The following is a 24,544-nucleotide window of genomic DNA, read 5'->3' as shown; positions in this document are numbered from 1 at the left end:
GGTTTGACTCGTTCGTGCAAGGCATTTGAAGACCTGCTTCAGCAGGCCCAACGTCCCGTGCTTGGTCATTTGATCAGGCTCACGGGATCGGTCCACGCTGCGCAGGACTTGCTGCAATCAGCGAATGTCACCGCGATGGAAAAACGAACTGCGTTTGAAGAAGGAACGAACTTCGTCGCCTGGCTGAGTCAGATCGCCTGCAACCATCATCGCAATCAGGCCCGCAAACTTGCCACTTCCACTTCCGTGATACTCGTCGACGATCAATTGCACGAAGTCATTGAACGACGTCATCGCGAACGAGTCGAACAAAATCGCCAACACAACAATTGGCAACGACTGCGCCACTGCTTGGATCAACTCCCTGATCACCAACGAGAACTGATCCAGCGTTTTTACTTGGACGGCCAGACATTGAATGAATTGGCTGAAACGACGGGTCGCAACGCCAATGCGATCGGCCAAGCCCTTCATCGAGCTCGCCAACGCTTGGTTCGCTGCGTCCAACAAAGAGGCGATTCCACGGACGCCGAGCTTCTCTCCGATCATCCCCTTTCTCAACAAACGGCGGAAACCCAATGAGTTCCCGGGAACGAATCGATCAACTGCTGACCGCTCACTCAGCGAATGAACTGACGGCCGAGGAAGCCAGCGAACTGCGCGAGACCTTGATGTCCGACAACGAAGCCCTGGATCACTACCTCGATCTGTGTGAACTGGACGAGGCATTGATTTCGCAGACAGGGGTCAACATGCCAGCATTGAACAGCTCATTCGCGGCTTCGCCGATCACATCCCAACACTCGAGCATGCGTCCATTTCTCGTGTGGTGCGCCGCTGCGTGCGCGTTGGTCGTTGGCAACATGATTTGGTTGCAAACATGGCCTGCATCGAATCATTCCGCCTTGGCGATGGTCAACGAAACCGTGACCTCAGCCCCTGAGGTGGATCGCAGAACGACACAGGCCACCAATCACATCGACGCAAAAAACGCCTCCAATCGGCGTCCCCCCAATCCTTGGAAGGTGATCAACTCCTCTGGTTCGATGAACCACCCCGCGCTGACCGCCGTGTCGATTCCCGAATTGGAATCCGCGGCCGATCGCAAGCTGCAGTTCAATCGTGACATCCGTCCGATCCTCTCGGAAACCTGCTTTCACTGCCACGGCCCAGACGAACAGGGGCGTCGAGCTGACCTGCGACTCGACACGTTGGAAGGTGCCACGACCGATCTGGGCGGCTACCAACCGATCGTGCCCGGCAACCTGGAAGACAGCGAGGCCTGGAAACGCATCCTCAGTGACGATCCCGACATGCGGATGCCGCCACCCGAGTCCCACTTGGCTTTGACGCAGGAGCAAACGACATTGCTAAAGCGTTGGATCGAAGAAGGCGCCGCCTACGAGGGCCACTGGGCGTTCCTTCCACCCAGCGTGCCGGAGATTCCAACGGTTGATTTCACCGAGGAAGAATCCACCAAAAGCTGGGCTCGCAATGAAATCGATTTCTTTGTGGCTGCACGTTTGGCCGAAGCCGGTTTGGCACCCTCACCGGAAGCCGAAGCGAGAGCGTTGATCCGTCGACTGAGCTTTGACTTGACCGGTTTGCCACCAACCCCCGAAGAGGTCCAGGCATTCGTCCGCGACTATCAACTGCACGGTGAAACCGCCTACCAAGAAATGATCACGCGGTTGTTGAGTTCGCCGCATCATGGCGAGCGGATGGCACTCCCCTGGCTCGACCAAGCTCGCTACGCCGACACCAATGGCTATTCGATCGATGGTGGTCGTCACATGTGGCTGTGGCGTGACTGGGTGATTCAGGCCTACAACGACAACCTGCCTTTTGATCAGTTTTTGACTGAACAACTCGCAGGTGATTTGCTGCCCAATCCGACCGAGTCGCAACGGATCGCAACGGGCTTCAATCGCAACCACATGATCACTCACGAGGGTGGCACGATCCCGGAGGAAAACCTCACGAACTATGTCGCCGATCGAGTGAAAACAACCAGTGAAGTGTTCCTCGGTTTGACGATGGGATGCGCCCAGTGCCATGACCACAAATACGACCCGATCTCGCAGCACGAATACTATCAGTTCTTTGCGTTCTTCAACGAACTGCAAGACCGCGGGCTGGACGGTGACGGAGGCCGCAACGCCGCTCCCAACATCACCGCGAAAACGGTGCTGCGGACCGATGAACTTCCACAACTGGAAGCGGAATTGAAACAACTTCGCGAGCAACTCAACCAGTCCACCGAAGGCTTGGAATCGTGGTTGGTATCGCAACGTCAGGAAGAAACATCGCGAGGTGACCAGTTTGCGTTGGTGCCCATTGAACTGCTCGATGTGTCCTCTCCCAATCATCGCGGTGCCATTGAGTTTGAGCTCGATGGCACCGTCAAACTCGGGCAACCCAGTGGTGGCCTGAATGGGATGAGCCATTCGTTGCGTTTGTCGACCAGCCAAATCGCGGAGGGATCGCCGATCACAGGAGTTCGCATTTCGTTCCTTCCACAGCCCGGCCCGGCGAAGCCAGCCTCCGAGCAAGAACCAAACGATGACGACCAAACGAAAAGCGATCCGCCGCTGGTGCTGACACCCTTCCCGGATGCGGTTCCCAAAGTCGCGACGATTCTGGTCTCCGCCACCGAACAACCTGCTGACCAAGTCGATTACCACCGGCAATTGGCGTTTCAAAAAATCACTGCCAGCAGTCAAGCGGAAGGGCATGCGGCGGGATCGATTCGCGAAGAAAGCAACGAACGATGGTGGCAACCCGCCGAAGGTCACTCCGAACAACATCTGACCCTGACATTCGATCAACCCATTGATCCCAAGGTGACTCCTTTTGTCAGCGTGTTGGTGGTGTTTGGGCAACGCAACTCGACGCCGTACAAGTGGCAAATCCAACCCTTCACTGGCAATGACACCGACAGCCGCTGGGATGTTTCGCTCGCCCAAATGATTCAAACCTCGCCGAGCGAATGGGACGAGCCAACCCGGCAACGTGTGCTGGAAACTTTTCGCGAATCCAGCGATCAGCTCCAACCTTTGCGAATTCGCATCAGCAACCTGGAGGAACGTCGCGAGGTGTTGACCGGCACGTTCTCAACCATGGTGATGAACACCGCCGCGAAACCTCGCGAGACATTTGTGCTCGACCGCGGCCAATATGACTCGCCCACCGATCGGGTTTTCCCAACCACTCCCAAGGTGTTGCCAGAACTTGCTGATTCAGAACTCTCCCAGGAGAAGGCCAACCGATTGGACTTGGCCCGGTGGTTGACTGATCCCCAGCATCCGTTGACATCACGCGTGGCGGTCAATCGCATTTGGTCGCTGTTCTTCGGCACGGGATTGGTAGCAACATCAGCCGACTTTGGATCGCAAGGCGAATACCCCAGCCATCCGGAACTGTTGGATTATCTGGCGACGCATTTCATTGAAAGCGGTTGGAATCAACAACAACTGATCCGCAAAATGGTGAGCAGTGCGACCTATCGTCAACAGTCCTCGGCCACACCAGAACAAATCGAACTCGATCCCAAGAATCGTTTGCTTGCACGCGGGCCTCGGTTCCGTCTACCAGCCGAATTCATTCGCGATCAAGCTCTCGCGGTCAGCGATCTGTTGGTGCCGCGTGTTGGCGGCCCCAGTTTGCAACCGTACCAACCACCGGCCCTTTGGAAAGAAGTCAGCCACTTCGGTAGCACGCCCGCGACCAAACAAGTCTTCGTGCAAGACCACGGTGAGAAGCTGTATCGACGCAGCCTGTACACGTTTGTCAAACGAACCAGCCCGCATCCTGCGATGGCCGCCTTCGATGCCCCCAGCCGTGAACTGTGCACGATGGACCGCGGGGTGACCAACACTCCCATCCAAGCCTTGGTGACATTGAACGATCCCCAGTTCGCCGAAGCCGCCCGAGTGTTGGCCGCACGTTGGTTGAGTGAGCCCGATCTGGATGAGCCGGGACGGAGTGGGTCTTCGATCACGGACGCGGAACGAATCGATCAGGCTTTCACCATGGTCGTCGGTCGAACGCCCACCGAGGAAGAACGCGAAGCCGTGCTGTCGCTGTTGGAAACCGAACGGGAACGCTTCGCTCAATCACCCCAGGATGCTTTGGCGGCTGTCTCGGTAGGCGAATCACCTGGCTCGGAAACACTGGAACCCGCCGAGCACGCGGCCTGGATGCAAGTCGCAACGTTGCTGCTGAACCTAAGCGAAACACTGACTCGACTTTGACCAAGTCGTTCAGGACTCCAACCCATTCATCGATCCAACGCACACCACCTCGAAACGCATCTTCCCATGAACCAATCTTTGATTCACGAACTCGGATTGCGACAATCGCAAATGATGACTCGCCGGTCGCTGTTCGGCGGCTCCGCGGCGGGCCTCGGTGCAATGGCACTCGGAAATCTGTTGGCATCCGAAGCCAATCCTCATGCGGCTTCTTCCGGCGGCCAGATTCAAACCGATCTCACCTCCGGTTTGCCCCACTTTGCCCCCAAAGCCAAACGGGTCATCTACCTGTTCCAGTCTGGCGGCCCAAGCCACATTGATTTGTTCGATCACAAAGAGGAACTGGAACAACTGCACGGCACCGATTTGCCAGATTCCATTCGTGGTGGCCAACGACTGACCGGGATGACATCACGACAAAGTCGCTTCCCAGTCGTCCAACCATTGTGGGGCGGCAAGCGATGCGGCGAGCGCGGGACCTGGGTGGGCAATCTGTTGCCCCACCTGCAAGAGATCACCGACGACATCTCGATCGTTCGTTCGATGTGGACCGAAGCGATCAACCATGACCCCGCCGTGACCTACATCAACACGGGATCACAGCAGATGGGGCATGCCTCGATGGGAGCCTGGCTGAGTTATGGTTTGGGATCGGAGAACGAAGACTTCCCCGCCTACATGGTGTTGCTCAGCCAGGGCAGCGGGAAGAACCCCGGCCAACCCCTGTTTTCACGATTGTGGGGCAGCGGGTACCTGCCCTCCAGCCATCAAGGTGTGATGCTTCGTCCGGGCGCGAACCCGGTGCTCTACCTCAAGAACCCCGACGGCGTTTCGCGAGACTCTCGTCGGGAGCTCTTGAACACGCTCGGGCGAATGAACCAAATGCACTCGGAAGCCACGGGCGACCCCGAAACGCTGGCTCGCATGGAGGCCTACGAAATGGCTTACCGCATGCAGACGTCGGTGCCTGAGCTGACCGACGTTTCTGACGAACCAGAATCCACCTTTGAGCTTTACGGTGAAGACGCCCGGCGTCCCGGTTCGTATGCCGCGAACTGCTTGCTCGCACGACGCATGGCGGAACGTGGGGTCCGATTCATTCAACTGTTCCATCGCGGTTGGGATCAACACATCTCGATTCGCAACCAATTGCCGCGGCAATGCAAAGATGTCGATCAAGCCTCGGCAGCGTTGGTCCAGGACCTCAAACGTTTGGGAATGCTCGATGACACGCTGGTGATCTGGGGCGGCGAGTTTGGCCGCACAGTCTACAGCCAAGGCCAACTTGAAAACCCCAGTTCAGGTCGTGACCACCACGGTCGTTGCTTCACAACTTGGATGGCCGGCGGCGGCGTGAAAGCCGGTTTTGACTACGGCACGACGGATGAGTTTTCGTACAACATCGTCGAGAACCCCGTCCACATTCGCGATCTGAATGCGACCGTTTTGAACCTGTTGGGAATCGACCACGAACGGTTCACCTTCAAATTCCGAGGCCTCAGCCAACGACTCACCGGCGTCGAAGAAGCCCACGTCATTCGAGACCTCATTGCCTGAGATCGCTGGCCAAATGCTCCAGCGTTGCCTCGTCGGGCCCATCCGACCGAGGCGTCTCGACCGATGCTGCCAGCAACACCAACAACCACAACAAGGTCGATGCAAACGGAAACGTTTCAAACGCGGTGTCTTCAAACAAACCCGAGACACAGATGTAGGCCGCGATTCCACGAAACATTGGATCGACCACCGTCACCGCGTGGTACACCGTCCATCCGAGGAGCACAGCGACACAAATCCCAGCCAAAATGCCCGCCGAAAAAATCACGTGCAGCAACAAGTTGTGCGTGTGATGCGAAAAGTCTTCCAGCAACAACGGCGCGCTATTCAGTCCCCATCCGGTCAGCGGTCGTTGAGCGATGTAGCGAATCGCTTCCGCCCAGATGTCCGTGCGTCCCGTTGCGGACGTGAGTTCTTCGATGTCCCCGGTCTTGGTGCCAACGGCGACCACTCGGCTGCCCACGTCGGAACCTTCCGACATCAAACCAATCGCCAGCATCAACAAACAAACTCCCATCACGCCACACAGGCCGAGCGCCAACCCGCGACGATTGACCAACCGATCGATCATCACGGCCAAGACGGCTGCCGCACACGAGAGGGCCGCTGTGCGACTCATCGATTCAAACATCGTCGCGGTGGAGATCGCGAAAACGAATCCCATCATCGCGATCATGACGGGTGTGAGCGGACGGTTTCTTGTTCGCCAAAGTCCCAGACAAACCAAGATCGCTAGCGCGCCGATGCGACCGAGTGAGTTGGGATGCGCCGTGCTGCCCATGCGTTCGATGATCAGAGACTGGGCAAGCTCTTCTTGGTAGACCGCCGTCTCACCGCCACCAAGGTACAGGCACCACGCCACCACCAAGTGCAGGACCAATCCAATCAGCACGCATTGAAGCGTCTGACGCAGAGATAAAAACTGCAACGTCACGGCGATGAACACGATGGAAAGGCAACTGATCATCGCGGCGGCGCGTGACACCGTTGCGGCGGGACCAAAGGCCGCGGCACTGGTCACCAAAAAGATTCCGCCCAGAGCCACCAAAATCCAACCAGGGAATTTTGTGAGACGCTGACGAACCGACGGGCACAGCATCCACCCCAGCACAGCAACCAAACCTACCGCCCCGGACAGAAGCAGCTTCATCGCCACCTCCATCGTCAAACCAGCGCCCGCCGATCCAGCCGGAGTCGAGTCGGATTGATCCAGCGGATTGAGTGCGACGGCGAGGATCAACAGCAGCGGGCACACCAGCGCAAACAGTCCTTCCAAAACACCGCGTTGAGAATCCGGTGATGGCGTTGGCTGTTCCACGTGTTCGTCGAAGTCTTGGTCGACGGATGCTTCCAAGGGCGACGCTGCTTCCAGAAGGGACATGAACGTACTCTAGTTCACCGGTCCACGATTGCCATGAACGGGCGATCGCCACCACCCGGGCGGTCGTTTTCAGGAACTCCCGTCTCAGCAATCTCGTGGTGAGCAGTGATCACGAGTGACATTTTTCTCTACAATCCAGCCATGACCACCCCCTCCTCCGAACTGAATGAATCGCAGTGTGCGGTCTATCTGAAGGCACTCGGCGACCCCTTGCGACTGCAAATCGTGCGAGCATTGCAGACCGGTCCACTGAGCGTTTCCGACCTCTCGATCTTGGTCGAACAAGAAATCGGTACCGTCTCGCACCATTTGCGAGTCCTCTTTCACGCCGATTTGGTGCAGACGCAGCGGGAAGGCAAATTCATCTTTTACTCACTGAAAGACGGTCTGCTCGCCGGTCGTGGAAAGGCAAAGCAATCCGCATTGAACCTCGGATGCTGCCAACTCGACATGGGCCCGATGAACCCATCGTGAATCGAACACCGGCCCAGCTTCCCAGCACTGGCTGGCGGATGATTGACTGACATTCTAACAATCGTCAGAATGTTTGATTCACAGGCTCGCCATCGATTGTGCGCTCAGTCAGTTCCCGCCACCAACCAATGAGACTCCCGGATGTCCCAGCCCATCGAATTCATCATGATCGGCGGTTTCCTGGGAGCCGGCAAAACCACGCTCATCGCAAGATTGGCAAAACGGCTGCAATCCGAAGGCAAACATGTTTGCATCGTGACCAACGATCAAGCCGCCGGTTTGGTCGACACACAATTGCTGAAGAGCCAAGGGTTGGAAGTCAACGAAGTCGCAGGGTCTTGCTTCTGCTGCAACTTCGATGGTTTGACCGACGCGATGGAAGAGTTCGAAAAACGACAACGCCCCGACGTCATTCTCGCCGAGCCAGTCGGAAGCTGCACTGACCTGATCGCGACCATCGCGGCACCGATGATGGAACGTCTGGGTGAGAAGTTTGTGCATCGTCCGTATGCGGTGGTATTGAAACCCAATCATGGCAAGAAAATCTTGTCCGGTGTTGGAGGCGGCTTTTCTGAGAAAGCCGAATACATCTTCCGCAAGCAACTCGAGGAGTCCGAAATCATCTTGCTCAATCGCATCGATGAATTGTCCGAGGAAGATGTGCGGACGCTCAAGGAAAAACTGAACGAACAGTACCCGGGTCGCAAAGTCATCCCACTATCCGCCAAGACCGGCGAGAACCTGGATGTCCTGTACGATGCCTTCCAAGGCAAAGCGGCACCTCGCGAAACCATGATGGAAGTGGACTACGACGTGTACGCGGACGGCGAAGCAGAGCTCGGTTGGCTCAACGCAACCGTGAACTTCCAGAGCGAAGATTCGTTTGCACTGGATGACCTTAGCGTGGGACTGATTGAGGATTTGCGACAACGTCTTTTGACGCTGGGTGCGGAACCTGGTCACCTGAAAGTGCTTTGCAGTGGTGACCCAGCGGCCAACGAACCAGTCAGCGTTGCCAATTTGATCGACAGTGATTCCCAAACCGTTTTGTCGATCGCCTCGGGAGTGAACACACCCAACGCGAAAGCGATCATCAACGCACGCGTGCGACTGGCACCGGAAGCGTTGACAAAAGAAGTGCAAGAAGTCGTTCAGTCGGTGGCCTCTCGATTGAACGCCCAAACGGAGACGACTCAACTGGACAGCTTCCGTCCTGGTCGTCCAGAACCGACTTACCGCAGTCGCTGACACCGCCATCGACCCGAATCAAACTCGCGAATCAGGCGTTGGGGTTCTGGTCTTGATGTTGTTCGATCACTCGGCGTGCGATGGCCAAGGAAGCGGTCGCCGCCGGACTGGGAGCGTTCAGGACATGAGTGACGTTGGGCGTCGATCGAAACAAGAAATCGTCGACCAACTCACCGTTCGCTCGCACCGCTTGAGCCCGCACGCCGGCTCGGGCAGGCACCAAGTCCGAGGCTTGCAGTTCCGGAATGAGTTTTTGGAGTGCGGTCACGAAAGCGGATTTTCGTAGCGAGCGATTCATTTCGCCGAGGCCCTTTCGCCAATGCTTCTGAATCAACCGACGAAAGCCGCTGTACCCCAATGTTCGTTGCAAGTATCGAACATCGATGTCACGCCAACGGTAGCCTTCGCGAGCCAGAGCCAAGACGGCATTGGGACCGCACTCGACATTTCCATCCACCATCCGTGTGAAATGCACGCCTAAAAAGGGAAACGCGGGATCTGGAACCGGGTAAATCAGATTCCGGCACAAACCTCTTCGGTCAGGCCGCAATTCGTAGTATTCGCCGCGAAAGGGGATGATTCGAACCTCGTCGGTTGCCGCAACATCCAGGCCCCCAGTCCCTTGCGAGACAGGGGCTTCTATTGAAAGGAGCGTGTCGCTGTGAAGGCCAGCGCAGACAATCGCGGAGCGAGCGTGGACGACGAGATCGTGATTTGGATTCTCTCTTTCAACACCGATCAGGCGAACCCCGCCTTCCTCCGTCGCGATTCGTTGCACCTGACAACCCAACCGAACACTACCTCCCAATTCTTCGATGCAATGCTGATAAGCGTTGCATACCGTTCGGTAGTCCACGATGCCGGTCTCGGGCACGGCAATCGCGTCGACTCCCGCCACGGCAGGTTCGAGATGCCGCAGTTCGGTCGTTGAGATGCGTCGAAAATCGACTCCGTTGAGCGTCGCTCGCTCAATGATACTTTCCAGTGAATCGAGTTCCGTCGACTCCGTTGCGACGACAACTTTTCCGCATTTTTCCCAATGAATGCGGTGCTTTTCGCAAAACGCTTCGAGTTTGGTTTTGCCTTCCCGGCACAACAACGCTTTCTCACTACCAGGTCGATAGTAGATGCCTGAATGGATCACGCCGGAATTGTGTCCGCTCTGATGGCGACCGACCTGGGATTCTGTTTCCAGCACCGTGACCCCCTGCCCTGGATGGGTTTCCAACCAAGTCATGGCAGTGGCAAGCCCAACGATCCCTCCTCCAATGACGGCTAAGTCACAGGTCTGCTTGGATGTTTGTTTCATAAAAATCCCTGACAGTTTTGCTCCTCGGCTCAGTTTGAAACCTAGAGTTTTCTTATCGAGTGAAGCTACCACGCACGGGCATGCATTGAACAAGGGCTCACTCGATCGTACTCCACGCAGGAGCAACCAACGAACTGGGCAAAAATGAGCACCGCATCCCCCAACATCAATTTGAGCAAGAACACAATTCTTGTTTCGGTGGACGATCTTCAGGTCGGCGAGATTTGTCGTTCGCCAATCGATGACGAGATCGGTCGCTTGCTGCTTGGTGCGGGCACACGAATCACAACCGAAGTGATCGATGGTCTGCGGGAACGCGGCATCAAAGATTTGACGATCAACGCGGACGAAGCCGACACACTGAGCGGCCGTTCCAAGACCGCAGCGGTCAAACCGAAGCCGAAAAGCGGCCGAGACACGGGGCACAATCCTGGGCAAGATCCCGCCAAGTGGATCAAAGGTGTGCCTCTGAAAGATGCGTTGGTCAATCGTCACCACGAACCCATCAATCAGACCCGTCGCCGGACGTTGCAAGGCCACGTCCAACAGGCACGCAGCAAGTTTGAAGAAATTCGATTGGCACTTTCCGAGCGAAAGATGCAAACGGTCGAAGCGTTGTCCGATCTTTCCGGTGCGTTCGCGTCTGCCATGGTGGACGACCATGATCAAACCATCGGCGAAGTGGTTGCCTGCAACACAGAAATGTCATTGACCGATCGCAGCGTGAAGCTGGGTGTCTTGGCAATGGCCATTGGAACCGAACTTGATCTGGATGGTCCCTCGGTTTTAGAAATCGGCATGGCCGGTCTGTTGCATGACATTGGTTTGTACTCCATGAACCCCGAGTTCAGTGTGCCTGGCCGCGGTCCCTTTTCGCAACAAGAAACATGGGAATACCGCAAACACCCGGTGGTTTCCGCCAACAGTCTTCGCGAAGTGTCGGACATTCCCCACGCGGTATTGCTGGCGATCGAACAGGTCCACGAACAATACGACGGCTCGGGTTACCCGTTTGGTTTAGAAGGCAAACGAATTCACATCTACGCGCGAATTCTGAACGTCTGCGACACTTACCTTCGGTTGGTCCTCGGAACCGCTTACCGCAAAGCTCTGGTCCCACACGATGCGTTGGGATTCATTTTGCACCAGGCTCGCTACGGCCTGTTTGACTCCCAGGTCATTCATGCCCTGTTGCGTACCAAATCGTTGTTCCCCTTGGGCAGTCGTGTCGAATTGACCAATGGAAAGTGGGCGGACGTGATTCGTCGCCCCATCGAAGGCTACGCCTGCCCTGTCTTACAACTTTCCGATGGGGAACTCTTTGACCTCGTGGAAAATCCACACGAGGTGGTTCAGCCGCACTGCGACCCTCAACGCAATCAAGGTCGATTGTCGATCGAAGCGATGCAAAAGATTCGCTGGAACCCGGCTGACGAGTTGTTCTTTGAAGAAGAGTGATCTGCCCCAGAATGTATTGAGCAGGTTGGCAGGAAGGATTGGGTACAACCATGTGAGCCGTTTGGGCATTAGCCCCGGTTGTGCGTGGGAACCGTGGCTCACGCCAAACGGCTCACATACCCGAAGACACCTGCGTACCGGCTTAGCCGGCTCAGTATTGGCCTGCTCAGAACGGTGACCAGTCGCGTCCTCGACGGATGGACCCAACCGACACCATTCCCATCACCAGCCAACCCAAAACCCAAACGACCACCGAACCCCTGTGCCACGGTGGTTGATAGATCCAACGGATCGTCCACTCACCGGGCGGACACCAAACACCTTGCCCGATGCCATCGGCGGCGAACACCGGGACCGGGAACGGATTGAGCGACGAGTTCTGAGAATGCAGCTCGGCCCGCCATCCACCGTCTTGGTAAACACGCCGCGACACAAAGGTCTCCCCGGTTCGACCCGCTGACAATGCTGCGACCCGAACAACAATCGCATCGGCTTGGTCCCCGTGCTCGGATGCCATCTCAACCCGTTTCGACCACGGAGATTGGCGATCCAGCATCACTTGGTCGCGACGATGCAATCGTAATGTTTGTGTCGGCCAAACATGTGTCTGACCCCGCGGCGACCGAGAACCGCCCACTCCCAACCAAGCCGCCGTTCGTTGCCAATCAACCGGCGAGGATTGCTGGCGAGTCGCTGTCCAAAACTGATCGATCGCCCACGGACGGATCGAAACGATGCTGTTGAAAACGGCTTCGTCCTGCACCAAGTGCCAGCGACCGTACCACCGTCGACGGTCGTGAACTTCCATTGCCAGTAACCGCTGTCGATCCGGCATGGTCGTCCATTCCGCTGGGTATTCGCCACCCTCTGCCGTGCGGATCCAGCGTGTTCCGCCCTCGGCCTCCGATGCCGTGTGGCCAAGTTCCTGCCAAGCCACATGTTCCGCGTTGCGGTTGATCGTGGGAACCAAGTTCCAATGGGCAAGCAACAAATCACAAGCGACCAAGGTCACCCATCCCCATCTCATGACCTGGGGTCGAGATCGAAAGAGTCCAGCGACCAAAACCAAATTCGCAATCATTGCCACCGCCAACACATGACCGATGGACCTCAACCAACTCAACCACGCTTGGTCGACTTGAAACGGTCCCCAAACACGATCTGCCGGCGCCGCTTCCATCGAATCCATCGCGTACCAAACGCATAGGCTGCTCAGCAAACCTCCCAGGATTCCCACTGCCGCTATCGATGCGGCGCGGCGCTGGAACACTCGTTGCATGCGAGATTCCAATTTGCCCCCATGCTGCCACAGGACCTGACTTCCTTTTGCGGCCAGGATGGCCAAAGCAAGGGCTCCCAGCGGCAACCATTTCGCTGGGTAACGAAACGCCTCGTAACCGGGCATCCAATTGATCAGCCACTGATACGGTGCATGCCAGGGCCCGTACCAACCCATCGCGGCCAAACTCGATGTGAGCAACACAAAGCCCCACACACCCCACCCCCGAAATTGCTCTCGGTCGCTTCGCCGTAAACCGATCGCCACCAAAATCAACGTGGACAAACCGACGTACAAACTGGGCGTCCACAAGGCGTCGATCGGATTGACTTCTCCGCCCAGAAACAACGGCCGATCCCAACGATGGTTCACCGGCCATGGAGAACCAAACACCGATGGCATCGCCAATTCGAACCACCGCCACGGTGCGACAGAAAAGGCAAACGACTGCGAAGCCTCCTGCGGTGACCAGACCCGTCCACTGTGGCCTGCCCAACTCAGAGAAGCAGCAATCTGAGGTGCTGCCAACACGGCGGACCCAACGGCAACCCCCAGCAATCGAATCAGACCTGCCAGCGACCTTTGCCAAGCCTCTTGTTTCCAAACAGCCCATGCCAACTGCAGCAGCCACCACAAACCAACGAGCAGGCCCACGTGCAGTGCCGTTTGTGGGTCGCCCCCCAACACCATCATCGCCAAGGCGACCGTCGGCCATTTCCAACCGCCACGACTCGGGTCCAACAACGGCACGAGCGCCAGCGGCAACCAGGCAGCACCGACCAAAAAAGGCGGATTGGTGGCGAGAAACAAGACGCTGCCGGACAACGGATAGATCAGCGAGGCAACGACGAAAGACGCTGGTTCACAGCCCAAACGGCGGGCGGCCCAGAACGCCGCCAGCGATGCCAGGATCAAGTGCAACGTCACATACACGGCCAACGCGAGCGACGCGTCTGCGGGCAACTTCTCGGGCAACTCGTTGGATGTCCCCTGGGCAACACGAGGCTCGTTGCCCGGCAGCGGAAGGGAATACACCAGGTGTCGAATTGGGTAGTAAACCGCCGTCGTTGTTTCTCCTGCCAACGGCATTCCCGTTTGGTCGAGCGGGTTCCACATCGCCGTCCAGAAGTACGACAGCGGGCGTTCAGCACATCGCTCACCCACGTGCTGATACAGCGGCGTGTAGAAATGGCTGACGTCTCGAAATGCCAAACGATCGCGGCCCGACCAAACCGAGGCCATCAAGATCAAGATGCAAAGTGGTCCGATCAAAGCCGACCACGGAAAACCAGTCGACTCAGCCCTGTGGGATGACTCCGCTTCGCGATTGATTGCGGAGGGCTTCGGCACGGTTCAGAACATCCTCAGAGGGTTCGATCACTTGAGGCACCAATTCGATGTCGATGATCCGCTCATCACGAATTTCACCGGGCCAAAGGGTTTCGCTCACAAAGTCCAAACCTGGCAATTGATACCACGGCGGTTTGATCTTCCGCAGAACGGTTTCCGTTCGGAAACCCTCGCGTTCGATACGAACCTCGCGCGTGCCATAGTATTCAAAACTGGTGGCCGCTGGAGACGTTCCGATCAATTGGTTGTCGACCGAGACCGTTGCTCCTGGTGGACTGGTCCGCACCGTCATTCGGCGACGCACACAACCTGTGCAGACAATGAACAACAGTGTGATCATCGCCAGCATTTTTGCATGCGAACGGAACGGCTGGATGCGGTTGGCCAAAGCGTGCAACTGAATGGTTTCCAAAGTCAACGAATTTGCCACATGCTGTCATTCGCCAGCCAATTCTGCTTCGCAAACCAATTTTGCACAGCAAATATGGGTGACGGAGAAAAATCGGCGACAGAGCACGGGAGCTTTGGAACTATCAATTGCCGCGCTGGCTCGGCTAGATCAGTTTTCTGGAATCCACAGGGCCGGCACGGCGGAGGAATCCGCTACCTGCTCGCTTCGCCGCCGGGCCTTGATCCGGACATAGGGCGGAACAAAGCGGGCTCGCTCAGCAAAGCTGTTCGGTTCCGCATCCCGTTTTGCATGCAACGGTTCAGACAGATCCTCGATCACGAATCCAGATCGACACATTCCTCCAATCAATTCTTCCCAGCGATGCAGGAATTCCACCGCCCCGGGTTCCCTCAGCCGAGCGGCAACCGGATTGGTCGGAGGTGGCGGAACAGGCGCGTTGGGAACCGCCTGCGAAGAGGAACCCTTGCGGTAATACGCATGTTCCACCGTGTATCGAGGGGAACCATCGACCGCGGTTCGTGGCTGGGTCGACGTTTGCAGGCTGAACGGCGATTTATGCTGACTGATGTAAACGCCGCCGCCACGAATCACCCGGGCAACCTGTGCGTACACCGCCGTGATCGAAGGCACATAACACGTGCTGACCGGATGAATCACGATGTCAAAATGCCCCGCCGGCAACATCGACAGATCGTCCATGGAACCCTCGATCAGTTCGACTTGATGCCCCCGCTGGCGAGCCGCGATGCGGTCTTGTTCCAACATCGCTGGTGACAGATCCACGACCGTCACACGAGCGCCCGCAGCGGCGTAGAGACAACTCTGCCGGCCCCCACCTGCCGCGAGGCACAAAACTTTTTGCCCGGAAATATTGCCACCCAGCCACCCGGCAGCGTCGACGGTTTGCAGCGGATTCGCTAATTCCTCGTCCGAAACGATTTGGCACAGGGGAGATCCAGCGGCCGTCATCCGCTGATAAGCCTTTCGATTGGCCCCTAAAATGGTCTCGCGGTCGATGACGGATCCCCCTGACGGATCGATTTGAAGTTAATTTGGGAACTTTCTGAGTTCATCCGTCATCTGACACCTTGACAGCCTGGATCACCGCACTGGCGGCCGACCTGTCGACACTGTACCCCTACGCATGGACGCGTCGCGTTGGTTCGAAAACGTTTCAAACCTCGCTTTCGCTGCAAAAGAACAGCATGATGTCTTTCACACCTGAACAGATCGATCAACTGATCAGCGACCATTTGGATGGTCGTTTGAGCGATGATCAATCGCAATGGCTCGCCGAGCAGTTGCGCACGGACGCTGACTTGGCCCAGCAACTGGCCGATGCGGAGTTCGATCGCCAAATGTTGCGATCGCTGCACCAAAAAACAAGCACCACATCGAGCTTGCCTGCCGATTTCGCGTCTCGCGTGGTCGCCGCAGCTCAGCAACGTGCCCTCGATGACAATCTGTCGTCCAATCATCCCCTGCGAAAATTACCGGCCTCAGCCCCGGTCGAAACGGTGGCTCCTCCATCGAGTCGGCACACTCGCAGAACTTGGGTGGCAGCCATCGCTGGTCTGGCCGCGGCGGGATTGTTTGTCGTGACTCTGCAGAACCGTGGGAATGATCCGAGTCCGAACAACCCGCTGATCGACCCCTCCGCCGCGATTGCTCAAGCCGATCCGACAAATTTGGAACCCGATCCGATTGCTGGATTGGATTCCCTGGGTGCACCCAACATCGAAACCATCGCGTCGAGCGACCTGCCAAACGTTGATCGTGAAGGCTTGTCACCCGCTGCGATTCCCTCAGTCGACCCAACCGCCGCTGGGATGGATGGTTCCAACGAACCCAGTGGACGACCTCAACCCGAACGGAGTTCCATCGCGTCAGCGACCGACCAACTCAACACGGCTCCCGTGGATATGTCGGCAACCGTCGCTGCTGGAAACAGCAACGAGGTTCAATCGTTGTCCGGTGCGGTGTTGATCTATGACGTTCAACTGAAACCAGAAGCGCGTGACCCCGGTGTTCGCAACCATTTCGCGATGGACAGTGACCCCGTTCGCAAAGCGATGACGACGGCCGGTTTGGCCGCGTCGAGCAAACAATTGGTCAACAAACGTTTGATCGAAGCGACCCGTGAATCGGTCACGCTGGACGACGACACCCGGTATCAAATTCTATTGCTGCGAGGTCCCGCGAAACAGTTGGACCGGTTGTTCCTTGAATTGCTTGCGGATGAAGACTCGATTGAGTCTGTCGGCATGTCGATGGCGATGGGCAATGCTGTCTCCGGGATCGCATGGCAACAAGAAGAAAACGTGGTGCCTTCGAACGCGGTCGCCTATGACCTGAATACGGACGACAGACGTTCGTTGCAACGACTTGGCATGGCCCTCAGCAATCGAGACTTCATGCCTGTCCAAGCCGAATCGTTCACCAAACGAATCGATTTTGCCTTGGGCTCCCCGGAAGCTGCCAGCACCGGCAACGATTTCATCACCGAAGTCCTGGTCATCGTTCGCTGATCAGCGAACTCACACCAACTCGTTGATGACATGTCCATGAACGTCGGTCAGCCGGCGATCAATTCCATCGTGGCGGAACGTCAGCCGTTTGTGATCGATCCCCAGTTGGTGCAGGATCGTGGCATGAATGTCATAGACTTGCGTGGGGTTCAAACGGTCCAGGGGCTTGTATCCCCACTGGTCTGATTCGCCGTGTGTGACGCCGCCGCGGACACCACCCCCGCACATCCAATTGGTGAACACGTACGGGTTGTGATCCCGTCCCTTGCTGCCCTGCGTGCTGGGCATGCGACCAAACTCGGTGGTCCACAAGACGATTGTGTCTTCCAGCATCCCGGTTCGCTTCAAGTCTTTCAGCAACGCTGCGGTTCCCACTGCCATTCCACTTGCCAGTGGTCGGTGATCGCGTTCAATATCCTCGTGCGAATCCCAATTGCGTCGAGGGAAACCATTGTCGTTTCCAGACCAGATCTGTACGAACCGAACTCCGCGTTCGAGCAACCGACGGGCGATCAAACACTTGCGGCCAAAATACTCCGCCTCTTCGGCTGGATTGATCCGGTCGGGATAGGTGGCCCCCATCCGATCCAGTCCGTACATCTTCATCGTCTCCGCGCTTTCGCCCGAGATGTCCAAGGCTTCGGGTGCGCTCAACTGCATCGCCGCCGCCAATTCGTAAGATCGTATCCGAGCCTCCAGTCGTGAGTCGCCAGGATGCTGCTCCAAATGCCGACGGTTCATGCGTTGGAGGACTGCCAAGCCATCCCGGTCCCCGGCAGCGGTCACAAATTTGGCATGGGCAGTCAGGTCCTCGATCGGGTTCTCGCGCTGTGGAAAGATGGTTGTCCCCTGCGCACTGGCGGGCAGGAATGCGGAACCCCAGTTCTTGGGTCCATTGCTGGCAAAGCCGCGATGATCGGGTAACACGACAAACGTCGGCAGGTTCTCGTTGATCGAGCCCAGGCCATAGCTGACCCATGCTCCCATCCCAGGGAATCCAGGGCGTTGGAACCCGGTCGCTTGCAGGTAAGTGGCCTGCGAATGAACGCCTGTCTTGCCAACCATGTTGTGAACGAACGCGATGTCGTCCACGCAATCGCCCAACGGTGCCACGACCTCGCTGAGTTGCTTGCCCGTCTGGCCATACGGCGCAAACTTGAAAGGCGATTTCATCCACGGCCCCAAGCCATTTTGAAACGCTTCGACCGGTTCGCCGAAGTCCGATGGCTGGCCGTGAAGTTTTTCCAACAACGGCTTGTGATCCCACAGGTCGATTTGGCTGGCTCCGCCGGCCATGAACAACTGCACCACGCGTTTCGCTTTGGGAGGATGATGCAGCACTTCGACAGCGCGTCCGCTGGCCGATTGAGCTTCGCTTTGTAGCATGGCCGCCATTGCCAACGCACCAAAGTTGGTGCCTGCCTGACGGAGGAATTCTCGTCGACTTTGCATTGGAACGTTCAATCCACAAACACGAATTCGGTCAGGTTGAATAAGATCCGGCATAGATTCTCCAGACCATGGACATCAGCGTAGGCGACCAATTCATCACGTTCGGCCGGTGTCGAAACTCGTTGGCAAAGCAATCGCATCGCACGTTCGACTTGATCGGGCAGATTGTCGCTCTCCGATTCAAGTCGCTTTGCAAACGCTTCGGCCATCACCAAATTGAACTTGTTGTTCATCAACGAAAGCGCTTGCAACGAGGTCAGCGTTTCATTGCGACGGGGGGTGCTCTGCGATGAGTCGGCACAATCGAGCGTCGTCAGAAAGGGATTCGGTTGCGACCGAGCGATGAACCGATAGATGCTGCGGCGGTGTGATCGTTTGTCAGTCGGATCAAATCGGTGATACTCAAAGTGAGGTGAATGCTCCGTCTTTGCCAAGGCAAACAGATAGAAGCCCGGGCCACCCATCGTTGTGTCCAGCGATCCACTGACCGAGAGAATGGAATCGCGAAGCTCTTCCGCCGAAAGCCGACGTCGATTGGATCGCCACAAAAATTGATTGCTGCCGTCGATCGCGGAATTGGCCGGATTGTCTGCCGCGGTCTGTTGATACGTGTTGCTGGTGACGATCATCCGGTGCAAGGTCTTCATCGATTGACCCCCGTCGCGAAACTCGACCGCCAACCAATCGAGCAGTTCGGAATGGGTCGGTTCAGCACCCATGCGACCAAAGTCATTGGGTGTGGCAACGATTCCCTGACCAAAGTGGTACTGCCAAACGCGGTTCACAATCGAACGCCAAACCAAGGGATGTTCGCGATCGGTCAACCAAGTGGCCAACTTCGCTCGACGCTCCGCTTCATTGAGGCTCGCATCAAATTGCCACTGAGAGTCGCTGGACAAAGGCATCACACCGGGCACCGCAGGGTCACCCGGCAGCGAAACCTCCCCGCGATGGAGCACAAACACCTCTCTTGGCTTGCCCTCGGTCGGCTTGAAATTTCCTTGGCTTGAAAAATGGGTCGCCGCCGCATACACGGTTTGCTGCGGTGGCAGCGATGACAACTGAGACTCTGCCTCGGCAATCTTCTGCTTCGCATCGCTGCGTCGCGCGACAAGTTCGGGAGTGGTCACCGCGGCAAGGATTGCATCCCGCTTCTGGGTTGCTTCCGCGATCCGGCGGGTTGCCTCCGGGTCTCCGATGCGCGGCCATTTGTCGTCCGTCAAATTCTGACGACGCCAACGCACGGGGGCTTCGATCGAATCAAGTGAATCGACCGTTGCGCCAATCGCGACATTCCGGTCACCGGAAAAGACTCGCAGTTCCGCGAGTGCAAAGTTGAAATCGGATTTGCGTTCGGCGAGCCGAGTCGCCGTGACCCGAACGCGACGAACCGGTTGGTTCTCGACCGCAAACTCAACTGGCACCAATCCTGGATTGGGAAAGTCAACTTCGCGAGCATCGTGGATGATGGTCCGCTTGCCAGCGTCATCAAACAACTCAACTTTGAATCGCTTTGGAAATCCGAAACCTGCGCCGATCCTGTTGAAGTCGTCTTCGCAAGCATGCAGCACGATTCGCGATACATGCACTTCCGACTTCAGTTTCACTTCCACCCATTTTCCAGAGTTCTCCGTGGCAGCGATCTCGCTGTGGTAACCATGCTCCGTCACCTTGATCGGCTTCAAGCTTTTGTTCAGCGTGTTGATCTGTGCCGTCAGTTCGGCCAACTCGGTGCCCCCTGCCGCTGCAACCTTGTCTTCAACACTCTTCTGCTGAGCCCTGGCCTTGGACAGCTGATCTCGCCATGGCTCGCGTCGTTGAGCGACGTTCGGATCCGCATCAAACAGTCGATCGGCACGACCGACTGCGGCGAAGACCGCTTGCATGCCGTAGTATTGCTGCTGCGTGATCGGATCAAATTTGTGATTGTGGCACCGCGCACACTGGACCGTCATGCTGCAGAACGCATTGAACGCCCCCGAGACCATGTCGTCACGATCAAGGTTGCGGGCCACTTTGCCATCCAGCTTGGATTCCGGCACTTCCACATGACCGATGAAGTCCCAGGGACCGGCGGCGATAAAACCTAATCCCAGCGTGCCATCAGCGGTTCCTGGAAACAACACATCCCCCGCGATCTGCTCCTGGACAAATCTCGCGTACGGTTTGTCTTCATTGAAAGATCGAATCACATAGTCGCGATAGGGCCATGCATTGGGACGCAGTTTGTCCTTGTCGTAGCCATTGGAATCGGCGTATTTGGCGACGTCCAACCAATGCCGCGCCCATCGCTCCCCGTAGTGTTCTGATTCCAGCAACCGATCCACCAGTTTTTCATAAGCCTGCTCGTCCGAATCGGGATCGCTCACGTAGCGAGCGACTTCCGCTGGCGTGGGAGGCAACCCGATCAGATCGTAAGTCAGGCGTCGGATCAATGTCCTGCGATCCGCACGTGGCGAATAGGTGAGTCCCTTGTTCTTCAGAGTCCGAAGTACAAATTGGTCGATTGGCGATCGTGCCCAGGGATCATCCAACTGAGGAACCGAGGGCCGTGAGATCGGCTGAAACGACCACCAATCGAAGTTGTCGACCAAGGCTTCTTCCACCACGAATCCATCGGGCCAAGTCGCACCTTGGTCGATCCATTTCGCAATCGCATCGATCTCCGCTGCGGTCAATGGATCCGCATCCTTGGGCATCTCCGCCTTGCCCGATTCCGGTGAAATTAAATCCAGCAAATGACTCGCCGCGGAATCACCTGGTTCGACAAATCCGTCGGCAAAAAACGCCGCGGAGTCTTGCACCGAGAACCCTCCTTTGGCCGCCTCGCCCGCATGACAAGACAGGCACCGCCGAGCCAGCAGCGGAGCGATTTGCTGTTCAAACGGATCGCCAGCCTCCGCTTTACCAAGCGAGAGGCCGCTTGCGACCCAAATCAACAACAGCATCCACCAAATCGCCTGTCGGTTTGCTTCTGGCAACAACAATCTTTCGGCTCTCGTTTGGGGAAAGGGAAGGCTGATCTTCTTTCAGAACCCAGTGTTCCCGGCTGGGTCTGTTTCAGAACCCAGTGTTCCCGGCTGGGTCTGTTTTGCTGGACAACGACTTGCAGCCTGTTGATTTAAGCAGGTACGCAGAAATGATTGGGTCGAATCCTGTGAGCCGTTTGGCGTTCACCCCGGTTGAGTGCGGGAACCGTGGCGAACGCCAAGCGGCTCACATACCCGATGACATCTGCGTTCCGGTTTAGTCAGTCGGAACGCGATAGCGTCCGGTTCGTCTGAGGTGACCGTGGGCGAACACCCATCGGCTGATCGCTAAATCTGCGAAACGTATCAATCAACAGGCTGCTAGGAAATTTCGTTTTGGTAGATCGTGGAAGGAGTGATCCCGGCCTCGGCCAGGAGCGAGCCGATCCGCTCCGTTTCAGATGGCTTGAGTTTCATCAGCGGGGGTCGCACATGGGCGGCATCGAGTCGTCCCAGCAACACGAGCGCCTCCTTCATGCGGTTGTGCATGTCGAGCAAAGGATCCGAGTAAAAGGCACGGACGGTTGGGTAAATCCGATCGTTGATGGAGCGGGCTGCTTGCAGGTCGTTCCTCTGCACGGCTTGGAACAGGGCGACTTGCAGATTGGCGATGACGCTGCCGGCGCCCGACAGCAATCCGTCACAACCCAGCACCAGGGAACTGAGCAACCACATGCTGTGCGTGGAAAGCACCTTCACCGGACGGTCCAAGGCGTGCAATTCGCGAATGTGACGCTCGTGCAGAGCGGGATCGTTGCACCAATCCTTGATCGCCCGGATCGAAGGGAATTCGCTGCAGAGCTGGAGCAGGTTGTCCAGCGGATAGCCAAGCCCTCCCGAAATGGGGTACTGAAACAAAATCAAGGGCAGCTCGGTCGACTCGGCGATCGCATTCAAGTGGGCTCGGGCACATTCCGGTTTCTGCTGGCCGCCCAAGGTCAGCACCTCGGAGGGAAACACCAGCAGTGCTGCCGCTCCGGCGGCGGAGGCCATCTTGGCCAGGGAAGCCGCTTCACGGGTGTTGCCGGTATGAATGCCGGCGACCAACGGCAGCTTTCCAGCAAGTTCATCGTGCGCGATCTCAATGCCGCGTTGCTGCTCAGCGAAGCTCAGAGCGTGAACCTCGGCAGCGTGTCCGTTGACCGTGATGGCGGTGATTCCCTCGACGCCGGCCAGATCGCTCAGGTGACGGCGATAGGCAGGTTCGTCGATTTCCAGATCGGAATCGAACGGCATCAAACAAGCAGGAATGACGCCTGTGGGATCAAATTGCATCGAAGTTGCTCTTGAGGGCCTACTGTTTTGTCTCGCCGAAATCTGCCGTCTCCTGTCAGACAGGGTTCAGATCGCGTGCCACCGGCTGATCGAACATCCAGTCCATCCGGGTTCGTCGCGGGTCGATTGTCACAACGTTCGCGGTGCTCTATCAGGACGCGAACAATTCGCGGATCGGTTGGCCCTGATCGGTCAATGGAACCGGTCGGTCACCGGCGTAGAGATTCTTGCTGTAATCAATTCCAACGGCAGCACAAATCGTGGCGAAGAAGTCGGGAACGCCGACCGGTTGGGAGACAATCTTCTTGGCAAGATGATCGGTTTCACCATAAGCACCACAGTGAGCCAACCCACCGCCCGCAAGCACACAACTGAAGGCGGAACCTTGGTGACCGCGACCTCCACCACTGTCAAACTCCGGTGGACGACCGAATTCGGACGTGATCACAATCAACGTCTTGTCGAGCAACTTCTTGGCTTCGAGGTCCATGATCAAAGTTGAAACAGCGGTGTCCAGCTCCTGGATCAGCTTGTGTTGATTGACGATTCCACTGTTGTGGACATCCCAACCCGCTCCATTCAAAAAATTCAGGTTGTGGCTGACTTCGATGAACCGCACACCACTCTCAACCAGCCGACGACTCAACAAACAGCGTTGACCGAACTCACCCCCATAGCGGTTCCGCAGGTCATCCGGCTCGCCATCAAGCTGAAAGACGCGTGTGAAGTCTGGACCACTCAACTTCATGCTCTGTTCAATCGCCGACTCATAGTCCAAGAACTTCGAGATTTTGCTGTCCCCTCGACTGTTTTTCAGCGTGGCAAGGAACTGCTCGCGGCGTGTTTGACGGTCATTGGAAATGCCATCGGGACGTGACAAGCCAGCGGGGGCACGTCCGGTTTCAGTGAGGTACAGGTAACCATGTTTCGAGCCCAGAAAACCAGGACCACGAGTCACATTGGGATAGCCGATCAGCACGTAGGGAGGTGCGTCTTCGTTGACGGGACCCCGCTCATGCGCCACCAAGGATCCCAGCGAAGGATAGGTGACCGTGCCACTGATCGCGCGACCGGTGTGCATCCGGTTCGTTGCGGCGGCGTGCTCATCAATGACATCGTGATTCACGGTCCGAACCGCTGTGACGCGGTCCATCACTTTGGCCGTTTGTGAGAGGTGCTCACAAACCTGAACCCCTTCGACGGCAGTGTCGATCAGATCGTAGTAGCCTCCGGGTCTTTTCGCTTTGGGGTCTCCCTTGGCCTTGGGATCGAACGTATCAATCTGGCCCATTCCGCCCCCGAGCCAGATCGAAATCACATGCTCGGCTTTCCCTTGCAATCGTTCCGCCGAACCATGCGCGGTCGCGATTCGAGGCAGACTGACGGCGCCGGCGGCAGCGACACTGCTGGCAAGAAACTGTCGTCGCGTGGAATTACTCATGTTTCATCCTGGGGAAGGATTGGTGGGGAGTTGTTTTCTACTTGAGTGACCCGACACGTTACGTTCTGTCGATTGAGTGTTGACATGAATATCATAAC

General features: G+C 57.0%; 16 protein-coding genes. 7 read left to right on the top strand and 9 right to left on the bottom strand.

The window, feature by feature from the left end:
* The first annotated feature begins 57 nt into the window (after positions 1–57).
* The 3 genes from PSR62_RS03665 (at position 58) to PSR62_RS03655 (ending at position 5,810) form a co-directional block, all read left to right on the top strand.
* Positions 58–582 carry a sigma-70 family RNA polymerase sigma factor gene (locus PSR62_RS03665; RefSeq protein WP_274408326.1) on the top strand — a complete coding sequence of 175 codons (525 nt, stop codon included), beginning with the start codon at positions 58–60 and terminating at the stop codon, positions 580–582.
* Positions 579–4,253, top strand: coding sequence for a PSD1 and planctomycete cytochrome C domain-containing protein (locus PSR62_RS03660; protein ID WP_274406473.1), 3,675 nt, complete (start codon positions 579–581; stop codon positions 4,251–4,253). Before PSR62_RS03665 ends, PSR62_RS03660 begins: the two co-directional genes overlap by 4 nt.
* A gap of 66 nt (positions 4,254–4,319) precedes the next feature.
* Positions 4,320–5,810, top strand: coding sequence for a DUF1501 domain-containing protein (locus tag PSR62_RS03655; RefSeq protein ID WP_274406472.1), 1,491 nt, complete (start codon positions 4,320–4,322; stop codon positions 5,808–5,810).
* Here PSR62_RS03655 and PSR62_RS03650 read toward each other — a convergent pair.
* Positions 5,800–7,191 carry an O-antigen ligase family protein gene (locus PSR62_RS03650; RefSeq protein WP_274406471.1) on the bottom strand — a complete coding sequence of 464 codons (1,392 nt, stop codon included), beginning with the start codon at positions 7,189–7,191 and terminating at the stop codon, positions 5,800–5,802. The two genes, PSR62_RS03655 and PSR62_RS03650, sit on opposite strands and share 11 nt — an antisense overlap.
* Positions 7,192–7,332: 141 nt before the next feature.
* Between PSR62_RS03650 and PSR62_RS03645 the strand changes: the two genes are divergently transcribed.
* Both PSR62_RS03645 and PSR62_RS03640 read left to right on the top strand, forming a co-directional pair.
* A complete protein-coding gene (locus PSR62_RS03645) occupies positions 7,333–7,665 on the top strand; it encodes an ArsR/SmtB family transcription factor (protein WP_274406470.1) in 333 nt (110 codons plus the stop codon).
* A 141-nt stretch (positions 7,666–7,806) separates the two neighbouring features.
* On the top strand, positions 7,807–8,913 hold the full coding sequence (locus PSR62_RS03640) for a GTP-binding protein (protein ID WP_274406469.1): 1,107 nt from the start codon (positions 7,807–7,809) through the stop codon (positions 8,911–8,913).
* A 31-nt stretch (positions 8,914–8,944) separates the two neighbouring features.
* On the opposite strand, the gene lhgO is transcribed toward PSR62_RS03640, so the two are convergent.
* Positions 8,945–10,222: an L-2-hydroxyglutarate oxidase gene (gene lhgO, locus PSR62_RS03635; protein WP_274406468.1), complete on the bottom strand. Its 1,278-nt coding sequence runs from the start codon at positions 10,220–10,222 to the stop codon at positions 8,945–8,947.
* Positions 10,223–10,366: 144 nt separating this feature from the next.
* On the opposite strand from lhgO, the gene PSR62_RS03630 reads away from it, so the two are divergent.
* On the top strand, positions 10,367–11,680 hold the full coding sequence (locus tag PSR62_RS03630) for an HD-GYP domain-containing protein (RefSeq protein WP_274406467.1): 1,314 nt from the start codon (positions 10,367–10,369) through the stop codon (positions 11,678–11,680).
* Between the two features lie 166 nt (positions 11,681–11,846).
* Here the strand turns inward: PSR62_RS03630 and PSR62_RS03625 are convergent, their stop codons facing one another.
* The 3 genes from PSR62_RS03625 to PSR62_RS03615 all read right to left on the bottom strand — a co-directional run bounded on the left by PSR62_RS03625 (position 11,847) and on the right by PSR62_RS03615 (position 15,690).
* Positions 11,847–14,309, bottom strand: a complete 2,463-nt coding sequence (locus PSR62_RS03625; protein ID WP_274406466.1) for a hypothetical protein — start codon at positions 14,307–14,309, stop codon at positions 11,847–11,849.
* Entirely contained in the window at positions 14,257–14,739 is a 483-nt protein-coding gene (locus PSR62_RS03620; RefSeq protein ID WP_274406465.1) for a PEGA domain-containing protein, read from the bottom strand. The genes PSR62_RS03625 and PSR62_RS03620 overlap by 53 nt, the downstream gene beginning before the upstream one ends.
* Before the next feature lie 129 nt (positions 14,740–14,868).
* Positions 14,869–15,690 carry a class I SAM-dependent methyltransferase gene (locus PSR62_RS03615; protein ID WP_274406464.1) on the bottom strand — a complete coding sequence of 274 codons (822 nt, stop codon included), beginning with the start codon at positions 15,688–15,690 and terminating at the stop codon, positions 14,869–14,871.
* Positions 15,691–15,809: 119 nt separating this feature from the next.
* On the opposite strand from PSR62_RS03615, the gene PSR62_RS03610 reads away from it, so the two are divergent.
* Positions 15,810–17,249, top strand: coding sequence for an anti-sigma factor family protein (locus PSR62_RS03610; RefSeq protein ID WP_274406463.1), 1,440 nt, complete (start codon positions 15,810–15,812; stop codon positions 17,247–17,249).
* Between the two features lie 9 nt (positions 17,250–17,258).
* Here PSR62_RS03610 and PSR62_RS03605 read toward each other — a convergent pair whose 3' ends face one another.
* From PSR62_RS03605 to PSR62_RS03590, 4 genes are all read right to left on the bottom strand, one after another.
* Positions 17,259–18,701, bottom strand: coding sequence for a DUF1501 domain-containing protein (locus tag PSR62_RS03605; protein WP_274406462.1), 1,443 nt, complete (start codon positions 18,699–18,701; stop codon positions 17,259–17,261).
* A gap of 8 nt (positions 18,702–18,709) precedes the next feature.
* On the bottom strand, positions 18,710–21,649 hold the full coding sequence (locus PSR62_RS03600; RefSeq protein ID WP_274406461.1) for a DUF1553 domain-containing protein: 2,940 nt from the start codon (positions 21,647–21,649) through the stop codon (positions 18,710–18,712).
* A gap of 402 nt (positions 21,650–22,051) precedes the next feature.
* Positions 22,052–23,005 carry a dihydrodipicolinate synthase family protein gene (locus PSR62_RS03595; RefSeq protein WP_274406460.1) on the bottom strand — a complete coding sequence of 318 codons (954 nt, stop codon included), beginning with the start codon at positions 23,003–23,005 and terminating at the stop codon, positions 22,052–22,054.
* A gap of 151 nt (positions 23,006–23,156) precedes the next feature.
* The gene (locus tag PSR62_RS03590) at positions 23,157–24,446 is read right to left on the bottom strand and encodes a DUF1501 domain-containing protein (RefSeq protein WP_274406459.1); all 1,290 of its coding nucleotides are present in this window, start codon (positions 24,444–24,446) and stop codon (positions 23,157–23,159) included.
* Positions 24,447–24,544: the final 98 nt, after the last annotated feature.

The organism is Rhodopirellula sp. P2, from assembly GCF_028768465.1.
GTDB lineage: Bacteria > Planctomycetota > Planctomycetia > Pirellulales > Pirellulaceae > Rhodopirellula.
The sequence above is the reverse complement of the archived record's forward strand: the minus strand, read 5'-3'. Positions and strand labels throughout refer to the sequence as shown.